The 19,783-nt window shown below is 36.2% G+C and carries 17 protein-coding genes; 9 read left to right on the top strand and 8 right to left on the bottom strand.

The annotated features are described in order from the left end of the window. Positions 1-515: 515 nt before the first annotated feature. The gene (locus H4J76_RS14540) at positions 516-698 is read left to right on the top strand and encodes a hypothetical protein (protein WP_182230865.1); all 183 of its coding nucleotides are present in this window, start codon (positions 516-518) and stop codon (positions 696-698) included. A 19-nt stretch (positions 699-717) separates the two neighbouring features. Beyond that, a complete protein-coding gene (locus H4J76_RS20035; RefSeq protein ID WP_259377151.1) occupies positions 718-1,185 on the top strand; it encodes a PEP-CTERM sorting domain-containing protein in 468 nt (155 codons plus the stop codon). Between the two features lie 1,036 nt (positions 1,186-2,221). Here the strand turns inward: H4J76_RS20035 and H4J76_RS14530 are convergent. Together H4J76_RS14530 and H4J76_RS14525 are read right to left on the bottom strand one after the other, a co-directional pair. Further along, positions 2,222-6,085 carry a LamG domain-containing protein gene (locus tag H4J76_RS14530; RefSeq protein ID WP_182230864.1) on the bottom strand — a complete coding sequence of 1,288 codons (3,864 nt, stop codon included), beginning with the start codon at positions 6,083-6,085 and terminating at the stop codon, positions 2,222-2,224. 321 nt (positions 6,086-6,406) lie between these two features. Beyond that, positions 6,407-6,967, bottom strand: a complete 561-nt coding sequence (locus H4J76_RS14525) for a CBS domain-containing protein (protein WP_182218548.1) — start codon at positions 6,965-6,967, stop codon at positions 6,407-6,409. Positions 6,968-7,960: 993 nt separating this feature from the next. On the opposite strand from H4J76_RS14525, the gene H4J76_RS14520 reads away from it, so the two are divergent. The 4 genes from H4J76_RS14520 (at position 7,961) to H4J76_RS14505 (ending at position 11,189) form a co-directional block, all read left to right on the top strand. Then, a complete protein-coding gene (locus H4J76_RS14520; RefSeq protein ID WP_182218550.1) occupies positions 7,961-8,635 on the top strand; it encodes a response regulator transcription factor in 675 nt (224 codons plus the stop codon). Further along, positions 8,635-10,059, top strand: coding sequence for a HAMP domain-containing sensor histidine kinase (locus H4J76_RS14515; protein WP_182218552.1), 1,425 nt, complete (start codon positions 8,635-8,637; stop codon positions 10,057-10,059). The genes H4J76_RS14520 and H4J76_RS14515 overlap by 1 nt, the downstream gene beginning before the upstream one ends. Before the next feature lie 374 nt (positions 10,060-10,433). Next, complete coding sequence (locus tag H4J76_RS14510; protein ID WP_182218554.1) at positions 10,434-10,748, top strand: multidrug efflux SMR transporter; 315 nt, start codon at positions 10,434-10,436, stop codon at positions 10,746-10,748. Positions 10,749-10,775: 27 nt separating this feature from the next. Beyond that, entirely contained in the window at positions 10,776-11,189 is a 414-nt protein-coding gene (locus H4J76_RS14505) for an ACT domain-containing protein (RefSeq protein ID WP_182218556.1), read from the top strand. Positions 11,190-11,855: 666 nt separating this feature from the next. Here H4J76_RS14505 and H4J76_RS14500 read toward each other — a convergent pair. Then, a complete protein-coding gene (locus H4J76_RS14500; protein WP_182218558.1) occupies positions 11,856-12,623 on the bottom strand; it encodes a DUF3108 domain-containing protein in 768 nt (255 codons plus the stop codon). Positions 12,624-12,798: 175 nt separating this feature from the next. Between H4J76_RS14500 and H4J76_RS14495 the strand changes: the two genes are divergently transcribed. From H4J76_RS14495 to H4J76_RS14485, 3 genes are all read left to right on the top strand, one after another. After that, positions 12,799-14,496 (top strand): phosphoethanolamine transferase, encoded by a 1,698-nt coding sequence (locus H4J76_RS14495; RefSeq protein ID WP_220466031.1) that lies wholly within the window; start codon positions 12,799-12,801, stop codon positions 14,494-14,496. Then, the gene (locus H4J76_RS14490; RefSeq protein ID WP_182230863.1) at positions 14,496-14,861 is read left to right on the top strand and encodes a diacylglycerol kinase; all 366 of its coding nucleotides are present in this window, start codon (positions 14,496-14,498) and stop codon (positions 14,859-14,861) included. The genes H4J76_RS14495 and H4J76_RS14490 overlap by 1 nt, the downstream gene beginning before the upstream one ends. Before the next feature lie 94 nt (positions 14,862-14,955). Beyond that, positions 14,956-16,926: an LTA synthase family protein gene (locus H4J76_RS14485; RefSeq protein ID WP_182230862.1), complete on the top strand. Its 1,971-nt coding sequence runs from the start codon at positions 14,956-14,958 to the stop codon at positions 16,924-16,926. Between the two features lie 53 nt (positions 16,927-16,979). On the opposite strand, the gene ybaK is transcribed toward H4J76_RS14485, so the two are convergent. From ybaK to H4J76_RS14460, 5 genes are all read right to left on the bottom strand, one after another. Continuing rightward, the gene (ybaK, locus tag H4J76_RS14480) at positions 16,980-17,447 is read right to left on the bottom strand and encodes a Cys-tRNA(Pro) deacylase (protein WP_182222487.1); all 468 of its coding nucleotides are present in this window, start codon (positions 17,445-17,447) and stop codon (positions 16,980-16,982) included. Between the two features lie 92 nt (positions 17,448-17,539). After that, positions 17,540-17,854 (bottom strand): DUF2007 domain-containing protein, encoded by a 315-nt coding sequence (locus H4J76_RS14475; RefSeq protein ID WP_182230861.1) that lies wholly within the window; start codon positions 17,852-17,854, stop codon positions 17,540-17,542. Between the two features lie 94 nt (positions 17,855-17,948). Then, entirely contained in the window at positions 17,949-18,326 is a 378-nt protein-coding gene (locus tag H4J76_RS14470) for a PH domain-containing protein (protein WP_182173093.1), read from the bottom strand. Between the two features lie 108 nt (positions 18,327-18,434). Beyond that, complete coding sequence (locus H4J76_RS14465) at positions 18,435-19,031, bottom strand: glutathione S-transferase family protein (RefSeq protein WP_182230860.1); 597 nt, start codon at positions 19,029-19,031, stop codon at positions 18,435-18,437. 116 nt (positions 19,032-19,147) lie between these two features. Beyond that, entirely contained in the window at positions 19,148-19,741 is a 594-nt protein-coding gene (locus H4J76_RS14460) for an HD family hydrolase (RefSeq protein WP_182217558.1), read from the bottom strand. Positions 19,742-19,783 lie beyond the last annotated feature (42 nt).

Below are 19,783 nucleotides of genomic sequence, written 5' to 3'. Positions count from 1 at the left end.
GGCCTAGTGGCTAATCTTTAGGTCAACTGATAGCAGTTAAGCAGATGGTCAGCGGTTGTTATCAAATTTCAATTTCAGCGAGATGCAGTTATATGAATAAATAAGTCGTGACTGACTTGTGGATCGCACTTACCAGTCATGCATTGCGTACTGTTTTTAGTATTTTAGCGGCCAGTGATCATCCAAGATAGTTAACTGGCTTTGATTTGATACTATTGAAATTGTAAATTGCTCCTTAAGTTCTTTTTTTTCGATATTTCCATCCAAATAAAAGTGTCAGGTTTCTTTACATTTTCTTATGTTTAATAAATATAGAACAAACCAACACATTGTATTTTATAGATAATTTAATGATGGCGTAATTCGTGCTGAATAAGCATAATAGACAGTAGTCTCTTCCTGTTTCCTAATTCTAGACACTTCCCGTGTTGAGTTTTTGCTGATATGAAGTCCTCACCTTAGGAATAAATTGTCCTTCTATGGGCATTTCAATTAACGTGATATGGAAACACCAAATGAAATTTAAGTTCCGAAACCAGATACTAGCCGTGTTTTACGCCATAACCATGTTTATTACGGGTGGCGCAAACGCTGGTTTGATTACAATAGACGCCGTTAAGCATAATATTGGGAGTGTTATAAGTTTTGACGAATTTGATGATACGTTAGGCACGTTAAGGAATGTTAAGGAATGTTAAATTACATTATAGTCTTAGCATGTGGCTACGTATAGTGAATGATTGTTGCGATATAGCTGCCGACGAGTGGAACGCGGCCGTCGAAGTCAGTATTGATGACTTTATGACTTATGAAGCCTTGGGGGTTAAGACGTACGATGTTGCAACGTTTGATATTGTGGAAAGCGGCGGGTCGGTGGTGATGTATGAATTCACTATAAGCGATGTAATGGACATCGCGCCGGCCACAGGCGTTGTCGGGATTCAATGGATTTATGTGAGAATTTTCGGAAGCGGGGCTGACGCAATGTTTAGGGGGTTGAGCGGAGGGGACGCGTACTGTGAGGATGATTACCATTGTATAGGCGGCGGTTTTAGCAGTGTACGTTTAGAGTACCAATACGAGACATTTGCCACAACCACCCAGACCAATGTACCCGAGCCGTCAACACTTGCTATTTTTGCATTAGGAATGATGGGTTTAGTATCACGTCGGTTCAAGAAGTAATCTTAAATTTACTGATTCAATATCAAAATTAATTATCGACGACCCAATGCTTTGGTTTATATTAGCCAAGCCATGTAAGCCAGCGTTGTCACGTAATTTATAAAAGAATCACCAAGAAGCATCTTCCAATTAGGTAGGTGCTTTTTTGATCGCCAAGGATGGTGGAATGAGACAAACGCAGGTCCAGTTTTTGTGCGGCTCATAAAGGCGTGTAAATCTACGAATGTAGTTGTTTAATATTAATACTAACATCAGCTATACGCTTTAAAGCGTTCAGCATATGAGTTAAATATCTCCATTAATCAAGACCGCAGTGTGGAAAGGTTTTGTGTCCAGCGACGATACGCCACAGAGTCCTTTGAGCTTAAACCAGCCCCACAAGTGAGCAGAAAATTTTGGTTAATATTACCCTAAATATACTCCTGAATTTGCTAAGGCTTAATGTCCGCAATTGGCTGATAAGTGACCATTCAGTACATAGCTTAGGAGGTTTTTAAATTTCCTTATTTTTTGTGACGTTTTTTATAGTTTTCTCACGATTTTTGACGAAAATTTTTCAATCGATTTAACTCAATCTAGCTACAGCCAAGAAAATCCTGAACGAGAGTTCTAATTATTCATGAAGATCCATAATTGTGCAGATCCTCCCTCCTTAATCATACAGGGTAACGCAGACAAGGATGTAGCGATTGTTTAAGGGGGAATTACGTTTAGAGAAGGTCAATCCCCTGGAGTTGAATCTCAATATATAGAGTTTGAGGATACGAGTCACTCGCCGACCCTCGAACAGGATCAGCGCGGAGTATATGCGGTATTAAAGTCGTTTAAAAAGCATTTTTAATATGACTAATTAGCGTATGCCAAAAATATTAATGAGACGATTAAAAAGGTTATTTTTAATCGTGATGTCTAGCAATAAACATTTGCTACCCAAACTTTAATGATTTAGAGAGCGGTTGTTAGAACATGGGGTTTATATTTCATCCTTTAAATAATAAAGGCACAAAGCTATTTTGTTAACTATGCCCACCTATGATTAGTTAATAACTTCTCGCCACGAGATGACTCGATCATTTCCTCTAAAGACTCCAAAGGTGGCAACAGCAGTAGGATTATCATCATACTCACCATCATTGTCCCAATCATATTTCAACCAGTCATAGCTATCGTACAAGACGCCTATTTCCCCTTGTTTACCTGATCCCGGCGCTGTCAATTTAATATCCCGAGCTTTACCCGTCATAAACACACCCTGTCCTTCTGCACGAGTAAGTGCGGGGTCTAAACTAATATTGCTCAGGGAAATTTTATCTGCGTTATAAGTAACACAATTATTATCAGTGGTAGTAATAAAAGTTGTACCATCAAAATGTTCACTATTGATCAGTTGGTTAAGATTGGCAGTTTCAGGCCCAAAGCTATTGACTAATGATAATCTTCCAAAGCGAATTTCGACTCCCACCGGTGACGCATCAGCCGTCGTTATTACGTTAACATTGTCAGAATCGGTAATTGAAGCTATTGAAAAATCAATATCAGCGGTAAAGGGTGCCACCAGAGCGTTGGCAGAGCGGTCATAAAAAAAGTTATCACTATTTGATAGTTGATAGTGCAATACCCCTTTAGGGAGCGGATTATCTTCGGGTATTAATGTTGTTAAATCATTTTGACTCAAAATACCCGTATTCATATTAGCCGTTAACAATAGTTTAGTGCTATCAGCGCCTATCGCCACTTGGTCTAAAGTCGGCTCAGTGATACTAACCCCCGTATTGCTGAGCTTCATATAACTGTCGGTATAGTTCTGGGTAATTTGGCCCTGTTGATTGTAAGCCGTAATAGCCAGTGTTGGATTAGTTAAGTATGTTATTGCACCAATAGTGTTAGTCGCTTCGTCTTTTTGGCCGCTGTAGGCAAATGTTGTTCCTGAGTTACATGTCGCCAAAAAATAACCATCTTCTGCTATTGTTTGAATAAAGTGATCGGGGATAAAGCGACCGATATCAATTGCATCAGCTAAAACAGTAATATTAGCATTGCCATAATTACTGTCTTTTACCGCTAAGTTAAGCAAGCCTACTTCTGAATATTGTGCTTCACTATAAGTAGATACACCTGAAGAAAAATCACTAAGCGTTACATTTTCAAATTCAGGTTTTAGATAAGCCTTTAATAGACCTGTTGTTGCATAATTAAAATTACCATCTGCACTTACACCTACTGTTGGACCTGTCCTACTTAACTTAATTTGTATTTGCCCTGGCGAGTAGTTTGGCGTAATAACATCAAGACTATTGAATGCTTTTACACTTAACTCAAAATTTGCACCTGCTGGGTGTACTTTAGTTGCCGTTGACGTTGCGCCATTTATATCAGTTGTGCCCGCTTTAGCACTAACAATTAATTTAGCTGGACTTACCCAAAAGGTATTACTCGTTCCCAATACTGTTGATTCACCTAAGGTATAACTAGCATGCAAACGAATTTGACCTGCATCATGATAAATTGGCATGGGTATGACGGCAATACTATCACCCGTAAACTGTAACGTGGTAGGTGAAGTGTTTGGATGTTTGGCAATAATCCTATTGTTAGTGGTAAAGCTAAGACCGCTCGTCCCAACAGGATCGATATTTTCTTGCGATAAAGCTACGCTAACATCATCATTAAATAACCCCGTACACACTCCAAGAGTATCTTTTACAGCCTGCAACTTTAATGTATCGTCAAATACCGAACCTGATATTTGATTCGTTAATGTCAATCGATTATCGTCACCGTAGAGGAACCTAAAACCAACATTACTAAACGCCATATCACAAGAAGAGCCAACGCCATCATCACACACAAAGGGATTAGAAGAGGTAACTGAAGCGTTTGCTATTGAGAAGGTTAAGGTTTCAACGCTGGTATAACTAAAATCAATGCGAGCACTACCGTTAAAAGTAGGTGAACTGATGATATTGCCATCAGCAAGGAAATCTAATGACACTGATACGGCACTTAAACTTGAGCAGCTTTCATCAATACAGGCTTTAACGGTCACAGACTCTTCTGCACAAGTTAACCCTTGGCCATCATGTACGATTTCGTAGTGATGAACAACGGGTTCAGGACAAGTACGCGGACTACCGTTATAATTTTTTTCGCCGGTAAGTTGGTTGTTATAAATAGTACGCACATCATTTAAAGATAGCACTGAACCAAAAACCAGCAATTCGTCGAGTTGACCGTTAAAATTTACTCCATTGTTTTTAATGAGACCAATACTAGAGAAGGCTGTACTCACATCTCCAATTTCAGAGGTTACAGAATTGTCTAACTTTCCATCTACAAATACTTGCACTACTCCGGTTGAGCTGTCCCAAGTTAATACAACATGGTGCCAACTGCCGTTATTAATAGGTTGGTTTGAAACGGCGGAACGTCCATTACCTTTTTGTATTCGTATATGCCCAGAGGCATCTATATAGCCCCAAAAAATATCATTGCCACCACCGTTTTGCTCAACACCGGCAATACCAGGGGCATTCCAAGCAGTATTATTACCAACTTGAAGAGTATTTATCCAAAAGGAAAGACTTGCTGTCGTACTAAGGTATTCATCGATACCCGGTACCTCGACGTAATCGCCACTACCGTCAAAAGTACCCGCTCTACATACCTGTCCATCATTAATGGTCGTGCTATTACCAATGGCAGTACCATTAAGGCCGTTACTTAAATTATCAAGTACTTCACCACTGTTTCCGCCCCAGCTTAATTCATCAAAGTGATACTCAACTAACAGGTTTGTTTTTTCATAAACAACGATATTACTGAAAAAGCTATCAGCTCTTTGTCTTCTATCATCGTCATTTATAAAAAATAAATATTGAAAATTACCGGTATAAAATTCGCCTACAGGAATAGTAAAATGGGTTGTACCGTTACCGGTATAAGTAGCAAAATTAGAAATCCCCCAGTTTTGTGTGCCATGTACCCTAAAACTTTTATCTGAGCTGATGCCTAAATCGTTATCAAAACCTAAACCGTGTATCTCACCCTCAACAGTACTTTGAAAATCAAATTCTATAACCGTATCTACGGTAACCGTATAAGGAAAATCAATCTTTTGCCAACGATTACCATCCATGTAAAGCCCTAAACCAGCATCTCTTATCTCTACCGCTCCGGTTCTGTCTTGACTTGAACCGCCATAACTAGAAACACCATACTCACCGATCACGTCCTCGGTATATACAGATAATTTAATCGGTTTTGGTGTGTAATCAACAACTAATAACGGGCCGTTATTACGTTCCCCATCATATGATTCTGCAGTACGTTGGCAAGTCGGTAATATGCACCCCGAACCAGGTTCAACAATCAGTACTAGATTATTGTTAGCCAACCAACCGGCTCTATCAACAATCTCTTGAATGATACGGCTAAGATCAGGCGTTTGATGAAGGGCACTAATAGTATTCCAAGCTGATGGTGTCCAATTTACCGCTGCTGAGGTTTTAGCTCGGTTGTTGCTAATATTATTAGCAACACTGGAAAATTGATTAGCGCTGTCAGCATCTTCGCCAAATATAACTAGAGTAGTAGCACCACTGTCACGCTCATCAGTTTCGAAAACAATATAAGCTGAATTTATGGTTGCACCTTGAGGAATATTGACATTTTGAAAGCGCATACCAACAATTTGTAAACCGCCAACAAACTCATCAAAACCAAATTCAAGATCTGTACTATCCCGGTACATGTCGCCATCCGTGATACGTTCTTCTACGTCATCATTAGTCGAACTTATTCTAATTTGTTCAGTGACAGCCTGAGCGGGTAATGAGAATATTGATAAAGCCCAGAGAAGGCACGCGATTAAACAGCGAGAATTTTTATGATAAACATACATTTGAGACTATCCCCTAAAAAGCTATTTCCTCTACAAAACATCATAATTATAATATATAAAAAATCGTATGTATCTACTAGAAAAGTAAAAATAACTAGTCAAAGATCTAAGCTTATGCCCTTTTTTATAAGGTATAAAAAAAACACTAAAACAATAAAAACACCCTTCAAAAACAAAACTTACCTTACCACCAAATAAAAATGGATACTCACTTGTATCCATTTTTTTACTTATTCAAACAACCTATAGCTTACGACTGTTAATAAACCTGTTAAATAACGAGACCATAAAGATATTATTTATCTTTATGGTCATTAATATCTACCCATGAATTACCTCAAAGATATCTTTAAATGAGGTTTTAGTAATAATATCAATATGTAAATGTAATTTCCGCGCAATATCACTCGAAGATATAACACCTCTTATATGGTGATTACTCCTATCAACAACTAAACAATGGCGTAATCCATAATTTTTTAATGTTGAAACAACATCATTAACCTTAGCATTTTCAATATCTTTGTAATCAAGTGCGTGTAGCATAGACCTTGGTATCATCATATCTTTTACTAGTATTTCATCTCTAGCAATGCCCTTCGCAACTTCTGCTACGATACTTTGCTCTGACAACTCATTGGTACTCACTATACCTAAAAAATCATTGTTTGTTGACACAACTATTTTCATTTTTACATGTGCTTTGAGCATCAACTTTAAAGTATCAGCAGCATCAGTATCCCCTTCAATCACTAACGCCTTATGTTCTTTAAAATCAGTAAAGATATCTGTAGCTGGCGATGTTAAAGATATATTGTGAAAATCTTCTGGTGATATAATCTTATCTATTAAATCTAAATCAAATAACTGTAAACTGGTCATAATTACTACTCACTTTATTAAGAATCATCTTGTCTATAACAGAAAAACACATACTAAATAAATGATATTTTCCTGCTGCTTAATCAAGGTTTTAATCGTGTTACTCAGTTAATTAAACGCTTGATTAAAAGCATCTTTTGTATAATTACAAATCACTTTTATATTGATGTTTTTTCTGCCTAGTAAATGACATATGACAGCCGAACTTAGCATGACCTTTTCGACAACTATCAAGCTCAAAAGTAACGTGAACACAATGAATTAAATGTGTATGTATACTAAGGTTTTTACGATTTTATTAACGTAGGATTTTAATTTTGCGTCCTACGTTTAATAACAAAATATCGTTGATAGCATCTTAAATAAATCTCCACAAAAAATTGTCGAGATTAGGTCAAAAATCAATATTTAAATGGTCTAATTAAAAGCAATGAAATTTATACGATTTTTAAGGGAGGAGCTCTTGGGTGCAGGTATTGAAATTTGTCATTCAATAATATGATGTTTTTGTTTGTTGAGATTTTAAATAGATAGGTAACTTGGTTGATGCGATTATTTGTTTTATTGCTGATAAGCAATACATCAGGTTCTGCATCACATGCGATATCAGTGAAGACTTCAAGAGTGAATTGTTGAGCAATGTTCGAGTTTATTTCATCGCCAATACTATATCCTAACTCTCCATGGGAGCTGGTTATAACAAATAAAAGTATGGCGAAGATAAATTTACTCAAGCGGTTCTCAAAATAAATTACTATTAAATATATATTGAGTGACAAGTTTATTTTTTCAAGTCAGTAAATGTAATTTTTTATTTCTATGATTTTCAAGTTACTTTTTCACATGTAATTTCTCTTAAATGACACTTTAGATAGCGCTTATTTAGGCTATCTACTGGTTATATCTAACAGCATAATCTAAGTAAAAACTCAGCAAATCTTAAGTTAACTCTGCTATCTTCTACAAAGAGAAACTGTTTATTATAGGCTTACCTTGAAAATATTAATTATTGAAGATTCAACTTCATTAAGAAGAAGTCTAAAAATAGGGCTGTCAAACTTAGGTTTCACGGTAGATGATACTGGCGATGGCTCTGAAGGCCTGAGTATGGCTTTAGCTGGTGATTACTCGCTACTAATACTTGATTTGATGCTGCCATCTGTTGATGGCACTGCAATATTAAAAGCTATAAGAAAAGCCAATAAAGACCTAAGGGTACTGATACTATCAGCAAGAGATCTGACTGAGGATAAAATATCAGGCTTACTAAATGGCGCTGATGACTATTTAACAAAACCGTTTTCATTCGATGAACTCCATGTTCGTCTGCTTTGCTTAATGCGCAGAGGCAGCTTAAATATAAATGACAGCAAAATTAATATTGGCGTTTTTTCATTAGACATCCATTTAAAACAATTGCTATGCAATAGCATCGATGCCCATTTAACACCTAATGAATATAAGCTTGTTGAATGTTTATTTACCAATCAAGGTAAAGTCGTCTCTCCTGAAAAACTAAGTGACTATCTAGCCGGCCAGTACAATGCAGTAGCAAAAAATTCCATTGAAGCCCATCTATCAACTACCCGAAAAAAAGTAAGAGATATAGGTCATGATTTACCCATAAAAACCAAGCGTGGTTTCGGCTATTTTGTTGAGAAAAATTAATGACTTCTATTAAGAAAAAGTTAAGTCGATATATATCAATATCAATATCGATATTGTTAGTCTCGCTCTTTTTAATTACTGATATTAGTGTTGATAGTTGGATCAGCAGTCAGTTTGACCGCGCGATGATTAATAAAGCCGGTTTATTAGAAACCTTAGTAAGCGAGCATCCTGACAAAGTAGATTTTGATTTTGCTGATGAGTTTATGCCTGAGTTTTCAGGGGCTAACGATCCTGAATATTTTCAATTATGGCGAGATGACAAGGTATTTGAGCGCTCTGAAACACTTAAGCTTTTTGAAAATAACGACTTACCCAAGTTAGACGTTACACTACACAAATCATCAATAACAAATATAACGCTACCCGATGGGCGTTCTGGCCGGATGTATTTCACAAAATTCATCCCTCAAATCGACAGTGATGTGAGAGAAGAATACGGAATAACAAAAGCGTTCTTTGCAAAAACTCAAAAGCCAATGGAGTTGGCCTATGCAACGAGTAACGAGGGCTTAAATCAAATTCTTTGGTTTGTTGATATTATTTTTATATTGACCTCGATTTTCGCGGTTATCGCGGTAAGGATTATCGTTTTTAATGTTGTTGAGCGAGGGTTAAAACCGCTCGATGAGTTAAATATCAAACTGAAACAGATTAATTTAAATTCTGAAATTAGCACCATATCAACTAGCCAACTCCCCGAAGAACTTATCGCAATAGCAAACGGAATTAACCATTTTATCAGCGAGAATAAAATTCTTTATTCCAGAGAAAAAAGAATTACCTCTGATATTGCACATGAGTTAAAAACGCCAATCACCGAGTTACTTAATTTAAGTGAAGTTGCAATAAAATTCCCTCATGAAGAGCAGTTAGCCGCAAGCTTTAAGACGGATGTACTTGCGATCACACAGCGATTAAGAAATATCGTCAATGGGATACTTTTATTGCAAAAAAGTACTTATCAAGCTGAATTAGAGAAACAACAAGTAAATGTTGAGCTGTTACTCAAGACAATCATGGTCTCTGAAAATAAGCAGTGCAGAAATATTACCCTTAGCTTTAGTAAGCAATGTGGTTATATTCAGACCAATGAATTTGCTTTCACTACTGTGCTAACTAATCTGATTAATAATGCGATCTACTATAGCCCAGAAACAACTCCGGTGATTATTGCCGTAAGGCCAGAAAAAAATACCAATAAAATACGGCTGGATATTTCAAACGTCAGCAGTTTTGAATATTCAGAACAAGACTTAACGATGTTTTTTGAACCTTTGTGGCAAAAAGATTCATCAAGAACATCCGAAGAAAGGTACGGGCTAGGTTTAGCAATTGTTAAATCTTACTGTGAGAGAATAGGGGCTATTTTAGACGTAGCAATAGCACCTGACCAACGTATTACTTTTACTATTATAATATGATCTACGGTATTATTTTATCTAGCCTATGACTAAGCTTGTGGCGTTATGAAAAATAACGACCATCAGTACCACTCAATTGCATTTATGTTTACCGCTTTAAAATTAAATATTTGCGATAAAGCTACGATAATTCGTAAACGTCAAGGCAGTTACCAGGCAACTAAGCTGCCGTTAATATTTTGTCAAACATTGATGATATAAAACTTTTAACTTTAACGATGCCCCCATAACGATCATAAGTAGATATAATAGCTATTTCCCTTTATCAATTTTATTTGTTAATGTGCCAGTGCGTTAAATCAGTATCGATGTGGGGACGACCTCACCGCTCTATTTTTTCAGGGGACGACCCCTAAATTTAATAGAGTGTCTCTATGTATTGGTTCATCTTATTTCTCGCAGGAATTTTAGAAGCTGGCTGGTTAGTTGGTATTCAAAAATCAGAATCTTTTACAAATATCCCATATGTAATATTCGCTGTTCTTTCAATGACGCTTAGCTTAGTGTTGTTCTCAATAGCATTAAAAGACATTCCTGTTAGCCAAGCATACCTCGTTTGGTTAGCTATAGGTGCGTCATCAATTTCAATCATAAACCATTACTTTTTTGATCAACCACTTTCAATTCAACAATTGTTTTTCTTTTGTTTGATCTTTGTTGGTGTGGTTGGTCTAAAAATATCTAATTAATACAAAAATTAAACTTAGGAAATATATATGTCTGGTGAAAAAAACTTAACAAAATTAATCGCGTCAATGACGCCTGTTTTAGTCGAAAATGAATATGTGTTTGGCACTCTTGAGACATACGATTATCAACAAGTTTTGTTGCTAAACCCTTTAAGTACTTTTCAAGAAAAGGAAGGACTAACCGTTATATTGACGAAAGAAAAAGCCGATGAATTTGGCATTTCTTACTCTGGTGTTTTTAAATGTATTACATTGAATGTACATTCAAGCCTTGATGCAGTTGGGTTAACCGCTGCGGTTTCTACTAAATTGACGCAATCCAATATTAGTGCAAATGTGGTTGCTGCTTACTATCATGATCATGTTTTTATTGCCGTTAAGGATGCAGAACAAGCATTAATTGATCTTAACGCACTGACTCAACAAGGCATTGCAGGTTAATACCGTACTGGTTATTGAAAGGCATTACATGGTTTGTATACTGCTGAAGTATCTACTTTGTCAGAGGTTGCCTTTCAAATTTAAAACCCTAATGACTTCAATGTTGGCTTAGTTGCCAGTTAGGATAAATCCGCATCTATGACTTATGATTATGCTCAGTGGCCTAATAATATATTGATGCTAACGTCGCTTAATCGGAACAGTTACTATTATAAAAATGAGTATTAACGACTCTTTTTCAGAAATGATGATGATTTATTTCTGAAAGTTGGTGGTTAACCTAAATAACATTAGCTGGTCAATGTATTAGGTCGCAGTAGTCAATGGTAGAAATCGAAAGTTCTAATATAATTGGGTGGCATAACCGATGTTATTATTCAAAAAAGTAATGCCTAAAGAAGTACCTATTATTGAAATAAATGCCAATGTCGTTCAGTTTCGTTACAAATATGTTTTTTAACACTGGCCACCTTTTATCTAAACTATCGATTTAGTGGCGAATGCCAGATGACATGACTCAATTTAAAAATACTAATCTTAATCTTTATAAAAGACAGCTTAAAAAAAAACGCTCTTCGCCTTTTGACTAAACTGAGGCTTGAATTTTAATCTAGTCACGCTTTAACCTAATAGGTAAACTAGAAGAATCACCTATTTAAGATTCTTCTAGTTTACGGCAGGTATTATCAATTTTTTTAATTCGAGTGTTGCAACTTCTTTACCTTCTTTTTCTTGCTCTACTCTAAAAGGAATAAAGTTATGCTCGACACTTAACCAAAAATGGGTTTTTCTTGAGCTATTGGTTTTTACTCGAGAAACCTTTAACGTATCAACCAGCCCCATTGGTGTCTTAATTTTTTCTCTACCTGAATATTCAAATATATAACTTTTAACTGAATTATCATCATAAACAAAATATTCTAAATGCTGTTCTTTTTTTTGTAAGTCATGGCTCAATTTCTCGATAACTAATAACGGGTCGAGTATATTAGCTTTTAAAGCAAGCGACCATTGTTCAGCGGTATCGCTCCCTAAAACAAGTTGGTTAGCATAATCAAATTCAATCGTTTGATTCTTTGTCTTCTTAAATGTTCGCTCATCTTTGCTGGTATATTTTATTGGTTTTATCTGTTGAGCATCATATGAAAACTCACTAGATTCTTCGGTATTAATAACATAAAAATATTTTGAAGCCTCCGTTTTAAATGTCAATTTATACTGATTATCAGCAGTTTTTGATAACATCCGCTCTGCTGTTCCATATTTATCACCTTTTCGATAAACGGTATAATGCGCTGTATATTCTGCCAAAGTGGCATTATTCGCTACAGTGGGTTTCTCTGTACTTTGTGCATAACAACTGACCATAACTAAACAGGACAATATATAAGTTCGAATATAAGTTGAGCGTAAAAAATGAGAGTAGAGAAACATCCAAATAGTACCTTGTGGTGGTGATGCAGAAAAATCACATGGAAAACGTTCTCTTTTTAGCGTAAATCACGTCCAAGGTAAATTGATTTTTATCTTAAAGGCTATTTTCAGTTTAGCCTAAGCGAACCTTAAGTTTGTATTATTACTATGAAGACACTAACCCATAGGTGTTTTTATGAATTTAATAATTAAATATATCTCTTATTTCAACAATATAAAATTAACAACGAATCAATTATTGTTCTTTACCAGTTGCTACATAGCACTGATCTTGAATTTACCTTTTTTGATCAAATCCACAACGATTATTACGGCGCTTGATAACTATAATTTATTCTTTCTGGTGTCATTGCCAATATTTTTATTAGCGTTAACCATGATCATTCAAGGGCTTTTTTCATTTAGATGGTTAACTAAACCTTTGTTGATCGCTACGGTGATTTGTTCTGCTTTAATATTTTATGGCACCATTTCATACGGGATCGTTTTTGATTACGGTATGGTGCAAAATACTATAGAAACCGACACGGCTGAAGCGTGGTCCTACATAAATTTTCACGCTATTATATTCTTTATATTTTTTGGATTGCTCCCCTCGTTCATTATTTATTCGGTACAATTAATTTATAAGCCCTTTTTCAAAGAACTGTTAAGTCGACTAAAAATCATTGGCCTAAGTCTTATCTCGGTCTTTTTAATAGGCGTCTTTTTCTATTCAAATTACGCGGCTGTTGGCAGAAATAATAAAGACCTTATTACCTACATCATCCCTTATAAAATGGTGGTTTCGTCATTCAAATTTGTCCGAAATCATTATTTTTATCCACCATTAGAATTTAAGGTCTTAGATACAACACCATCAATAGTGCGTGACAGTCAGAAAAAGCATGTCACCGTAATGGTATTAGGAGAAACAGCTCGCGCTCAAAGTTTTTCACTAAATGGCTATAGTAAACGGACTAACCCATATACCGAAAAACAAGGTGTTGTCTCTTTCTCAAATATGAGTTCATGTGGAACGGCAACGGCTGTTTCTGTCCCCTGCATGTTTTCAAGATTAAATAAAACGGGTTATGACAAACGTGTTGCGATGGCACAACAAAATGTTGTAGATCTTATTCACTTAGCGGGGGCTGACGTTTTATGGATAAGTAATAATAACGGCAGTTGTAAAGGCGTTTGCACGCGGGTAAAAACGAAACAAATAGACACTAACAAATCAAACCCTTTGTGTGATGGTGAGTACTGCTATGACGAAGCACTTTTAGCGCCCTTAAAAAGTAAGCTTAATGAACTAACCCATAAAAACACCATGATCATACTGCATATGATTGGCTCTCACGGACCCACTTATTTTAAACGCTACCCTAAAGACAAACGTATTTTCACTCCTGATTGTCAACGCAGCGATATTCAAAATTGTACACAAGAGCAACTTATTAACAGTTATGACAACACTATCGCTTATACCGACTTGGTACTCTCAAAAATTATTAATGAGTTAAATCAAGTGGCTGAGAAAAATGATATTGAAACTTCTTTGCTTTATATTTCAGATCATGGCGAATCACTTGGTGAGAATGGACTTTATTTACATGGTTTGCCCTACGCCTTCGCTCCAGAGGAGCAAACCCATGTTCCCATGATCTATTGGAACGACCCAATGCAAAATGACTTTGACCTTAATTGCTTGAAAACATCCGCAAAATCACCTATAACTCATGACAATGTTTTTGACACTTTACTTAGTATTACGTCAGTTCGAACAAAAGCATATTATATTGATAATGACCCTTTTCTGGCGTGTAAATCACAAGGTGCTATAGCACGCACCACTATAACCCAAGACAAATCAATGGAGATTCAAGACTAGTGTTTGACAATATAAATAAACCCAAAGGGTTGCATAGAGTCTATTTAGCGGCTTTAAATTCACTACGCGCATTTAAATGGCTTTACGCCAATGAGTCAGCATTTAGACAAGAGCTTTTACTGCTTATTATAGCCATACCACTGTCTTTTGTTTTTAATATAAGCTTCAAAGAACAAGTGATATTAGTCCTGGCGATCCTCTTTGTTATATTTACAGAAATAATAAATACCGCCATCGAAGCTGTTGTTGATAGGGTTGGTTTAGAGATTCATCCATTGTCTGGGCTTGCAAAAGACTTAGGATCTGCAGCAGTGATGATCAGCCTTATTGTCGCCAGTAGCATTTGGCTAATAATACTTCTGTAATGCTCATAAAAGCTTAACTTCAGTTTAAGTTAAGCTTTCCTTAAGTTTTATACTTTAAGGTAAGTATCGTGTTTTATTAGAGATATTAATAACGATGTTTACCTCTACAACCGCTTTAGTTCGTCCATTTTTACTGTTTGCATTATTATTAATTTTTACACTTCTTGTCGCTAGGCTTGGCTTTTCGATTTGGCAAATTGAACGTTTTACCGATTTTAGCAGTATGGTTACCCTGATACTTAATGGGCTAAAAATCGACTTAAGCACGCTAGGTTATCTATTAATTTTACCTGGAATAGTTCATCCATTGCTAATGCTGTCTAAATTTCAAAGCACATGGCTTAGCGCGTTAAGAGCAATGTTTTTCTTTATTTTTATGGCAGTGCTCTTTTTTGAGCTTGCCACACCTGCATTTATTAATGAATATGGATTTAGACCTAACAGGTTATTCATCGAATATTTAGCTTATCCTGATGAAGTCATGAAAATGTTATTCAACGGACACTTATTGACCATAGTTGTATTATGTTCCTTAATGATGGTGTCTAGTCCGTTTATTTGGCGTACGGTAGGTAAACTCACTCGTACCAAAAAGCCAATAATTGCTGTAACGCCCTCATCATCATCCCTATCATTTATCATACTCTTTATTGTGCTTTTTCTCTGCGCCAGAGGTACTGTAGGTCATCGCCCTATTAACCCGTCATTCGTTTATTTTTCTACCGACCCACTGATTAATTCATTAACCTTAAATTCAATCTATAGTGTTGCTCATGCTTATAAACAGTTCGGTAATGAAAAGTATGCATCAAAACTTTATGGCACTATGGCTACAGAACAAGTTATTAAACTTGTTCGCCAGGAAACTGGCTTAAATACACAAGTTTTTAATAATAATGCGCAACCTTCTTTTAGCGCTAGGGCACCCGTTTACCAAGGAAAACCTAAAAATTTAGTGATAATTTTAGAAGAGAGTTTAGGTGCGCAATTTGTTTCATCATTAGGAGGGCTACCACTTACGCCTGAAATTGATAAATTAAATACTGAAGGCTGGGCGTTCAAAAATTTATATGCTACCGGTACACGCTCTGTAAGGGGCATTGAAGCGGTTATTACTGGGTTCACACCAACGCCAGCTCGAGCAGTAGTAAAGCTTGATAAATCTCAGCATGGCTTCTTCACCATCGCAAGTTTACTTGAGAGAAATAATTACACCACGCAATTTATTTATGGTGGTGAAAGCCATTTTGATAATATGAAAGGTTTCTTTTTAGGCAATGGCTTTAGCGATATTGTTGATTTTAACAAAATACAAACCCCTCAGTTTGTCGGTTCGTGGGGAGCCAGTGATGAAGACTTGTTTAATCAAGCTGATATCGAATTAAGCAAATTACACAAAGGTGATAAACCTTTTCTAAGTTTTATTTTTTCATCCAGCAATCATGATCCTTTTGAAATACCCTCAGGTAAAATAACGCCACTAGCATATTCAACAGCGCAATTAGCTCTGTACGATTCAAAAGAACTATTGCGCCATCAGGCGATCCAATATGCAGACTATGCTCTGGGTAAGTTTATCGACCAAGCAAAAAAACAACCCTATTGGCAAGACACTATATTTATTATTGTTGCTGACCATGATGCTAGAGCGTTAGGAAACGACCTTGTTCCTATTAAAAATTTCCATATTCCAGGCGTTATTCTTAATTCAGGCAATAAACATTTATCTGATGAAAGAATTGTAAGTCAAATCGACCTTGCTCCGACCTTGCTGTCCTTAATGGGCGTAACTAACGATTCCCCTATGATTGGCCGTGATTTAAATAATACCCAGGTCAAAGGAAGGGCAATGATGCAATATGCCGATAACTTTGCCTATATGACCGATGAGAATGTCACAATACTGCAACCACAAAAGCCACCAGTAAATTTTGACTATTCTTTAAAGAAAAAGAAACTAGAACCTAAAGCAATTAACGCGAAACTTGCTGAGATCGCTTTAGCCCATGCTTTATGGGGAAGTTTAGCCTATGAAAATCAGTGGTATTCCAGTAAAACTGAGTAAAAGACTGAGTAATCGAAACTTAAGTTATTATTTTTAATAACTTATTAATGATATCACTGACATATTTTCGTCAGCATTCCATTCGTGAGCTTTATTAAGTCGGCGGGGCTCAATTCTATTTCTAATCCTCGCCGGCCTGCACTCACATAGATAGAGGCGTAATGGTTAGCTGAGGCGTCAACAATTGTTCTCAGTGCTTTTTTTTGCCCAAGTGGGCTTACTCCTCCAAGAACATACCCCGTTGAACGTTCAACATCAGACTTATCAGCCATATTAGCTTTTTTAGCTCCAACAGCTTTTGCAATAAGCTTCATACTAAGCATAGCGGAAACCGGAATAATACCTACGGCTAAGCTTTTATCATCTAGCATTACCACTAAAGTTTTGAATATTCGTTGTTCGATGACACCTAATTTTTCGGCTGCTTCGAGTCCATAGGACTCCGTGGTTTCATCATGAGAATACTCATGTATTTTATGTGAAACTTTATTTTTTTTAGCTACATTGATTCCTGGTGTCATTTCAATATCCTAAGTGAGTAGCCTAAAGAAATCGCTGATAATTGTTGGCTAATATATTATTATAAAAACAATGTTCAAACTTAAAGACTTCTTTAAAGCGACTCTTTATGTTCATGCTGACAGTTCCAGCATATCTCAAAGGAAGCATCATTTGTTTCAGCGCAGCTTTTACATAGCCAGTCTTCGCCTTTGTTTCCCTGCTGATATGACGTTAATATCGTCGTCGCACGTTCAAAATCAGCCTCATTAACAAGCCAGACTTCTGGCCAAGCATCAAAAGCTGATATTTCACCTACGGCTCCTTGAGCAAATTCATTTTTAATAAAGCAACTTATTTGTTGTGCTTCAATAAGGTTTTTAACATTGTTAACCATAAAATGGTTTTCGTGAGCATAAAGCAGTTTCATCATTTCGCCCTAGTGATAGCTATTAATAGGTAGGGTGTAGTTAGCTAAAAGATTAATCAATAAATTCATTATTATTTTGTTAATAACACTGAATTTACGCAAGTACGTGTTGGCTAATATGCTGATTAAATTGGATAAGATCGAAAGAACCTTTAATCTCAAATTTAGCCATACCGAGTTCACTAACATAGACTTCTATTTCACAATCCAAATCTAATGTGCCAGATGACTCAACTGAAAAAGCCTGTATTTTGCTATAAGGTAAAGAAGTATAGTCGACCTTTGAACCGGTAATTCCCTGAACGTTGGCGGCAATAATGCGCTTATTCGTGAATACCACTTGGTCTCTAATACTCTTAAAGGCCGCAAAAATTGACTCCCCCTCAATCATAAACTTGTGAAAGTCTTCTCTCGCATCTTCGATTTCTATTGGTTTTAATTTGAACACCGAAGAGTTTTTAAAATCTATCATAGTTAATCCTTATGTAAATAATTTTCGAATACCGTAATAAAAAGCATAGCTTTGCAGTATTGACAAACGTGACATTTATCTCCAACTTCATGGTTTCCCACGATAATGTTACGCCATAGCAGTATAGTTGGGGTGTGTTTGTACCCTATTGATCCACATTTGAATCGCAGGATATTCAAGCAGATTAAAACCACCCTCTTCTGCTACGTGTGTATATCCATAAAGTGAAATATCAGCGGTAGTCAATGTGCTCCCGACAAGATAAGGTGTTATTTCCAATTGCTTCTCCATAATTCTTAGAGCTTTGTGACCCCCTTCTTGTTTGGATAGATATTCCGCTTTACGGTTATCAGGTAAACCAAGATATTTAGCAATAAACCTAGCAACAGCAATAAATGGCTCATGGCTATATTGTTCAAAAAATTGCCACTGCTGTACCTTTGCATTTTCATATCTATCTTTAGGTAACAGTGATGAACCTGAGGCAAGGTAATTCAAAATAGCGTTAGATTCTGATAAAAAACGTCCGTCATCGAGCTCAAGTAACGGAATTTTTCCTGTTGGGTTCTTTTTCAAAAACGACGCTGTGCCACTCTCACCTGCAAGTATATTAATATTAATCCACTCATGCTCTATCTTTAAAATTGAGGTGACAAGCTTAATTTTATAACAATTACCTGACTGAATATCCGCATATATTTTCACTAAATTATCCTTAAGCATGCCACGGTGCAATAATTGCTCGAACAATTATTATCGACAATATAAATAATAGCTTGTGTAATCAAACAGCGTAATACTTTACTGACTAGCTATGCCGATTACTCGTCCAACAACCAACCTTGCTCTACCGCATTATCAATTTGCTGACAAACATATAACCATAACTGAGGAGCGAGTCCTTCAAGAAAACTATTACGTTTTAGTACCTGTGATTTGTTAACCTTATGCTTAACCCAACTGCCCCCCTCATTCTTTATATTTTGTAAAAAGGGTAAAACGCTGTCTATGGCTTTAGCAAATCGAGCATCAACAGTTTCAGCTTCTTCGAACTCTAACCATAAGGCATTAAAAGCTTGAAATTGTTTATCCGGCAATAAACCAAAGATACGGGTTGCTGCAGCAATTTCTTTTTCTTGTTGCTCTGCTAGTGCTTGTTTATCGGAAAAAGCAAACATATCCCCTGCATCTATCTCGACAATATCGTGAATAAGTAACATACTCATCACTCGTGCTATATTGACCTTCTCTACTGCATACTCTTGAAGTATTTCAGCCGTTAATGAAATATGCCAACTGTGCTCTGCACTGTTCTCAAATCTATTTTTATCAGACTTGACCAGCGCTTGTCGATAAATTCCTTTGAGCCTATCTAATTCAATAATAAAATCTAATTGTTTATTGAGTTCTTCCATTGTTTTTCCAAAATGATAAGGTAAATGAAGCATAATTTGACG

Source organism: Colwellia sp. BRX9-1, from assembly GCF_014077195.1.
Taxonomy (GTDB): domain Bacteria; phylum Pseudomonadota; class Gammaproteobacteria; order Enterobacterales; family Alteromonadaceae; genus Colwellia_A.
Note: the sequence above shows the minus strand (reverse complement) of the source record. Positions and strands in the feature narration are given on the sequence as shown.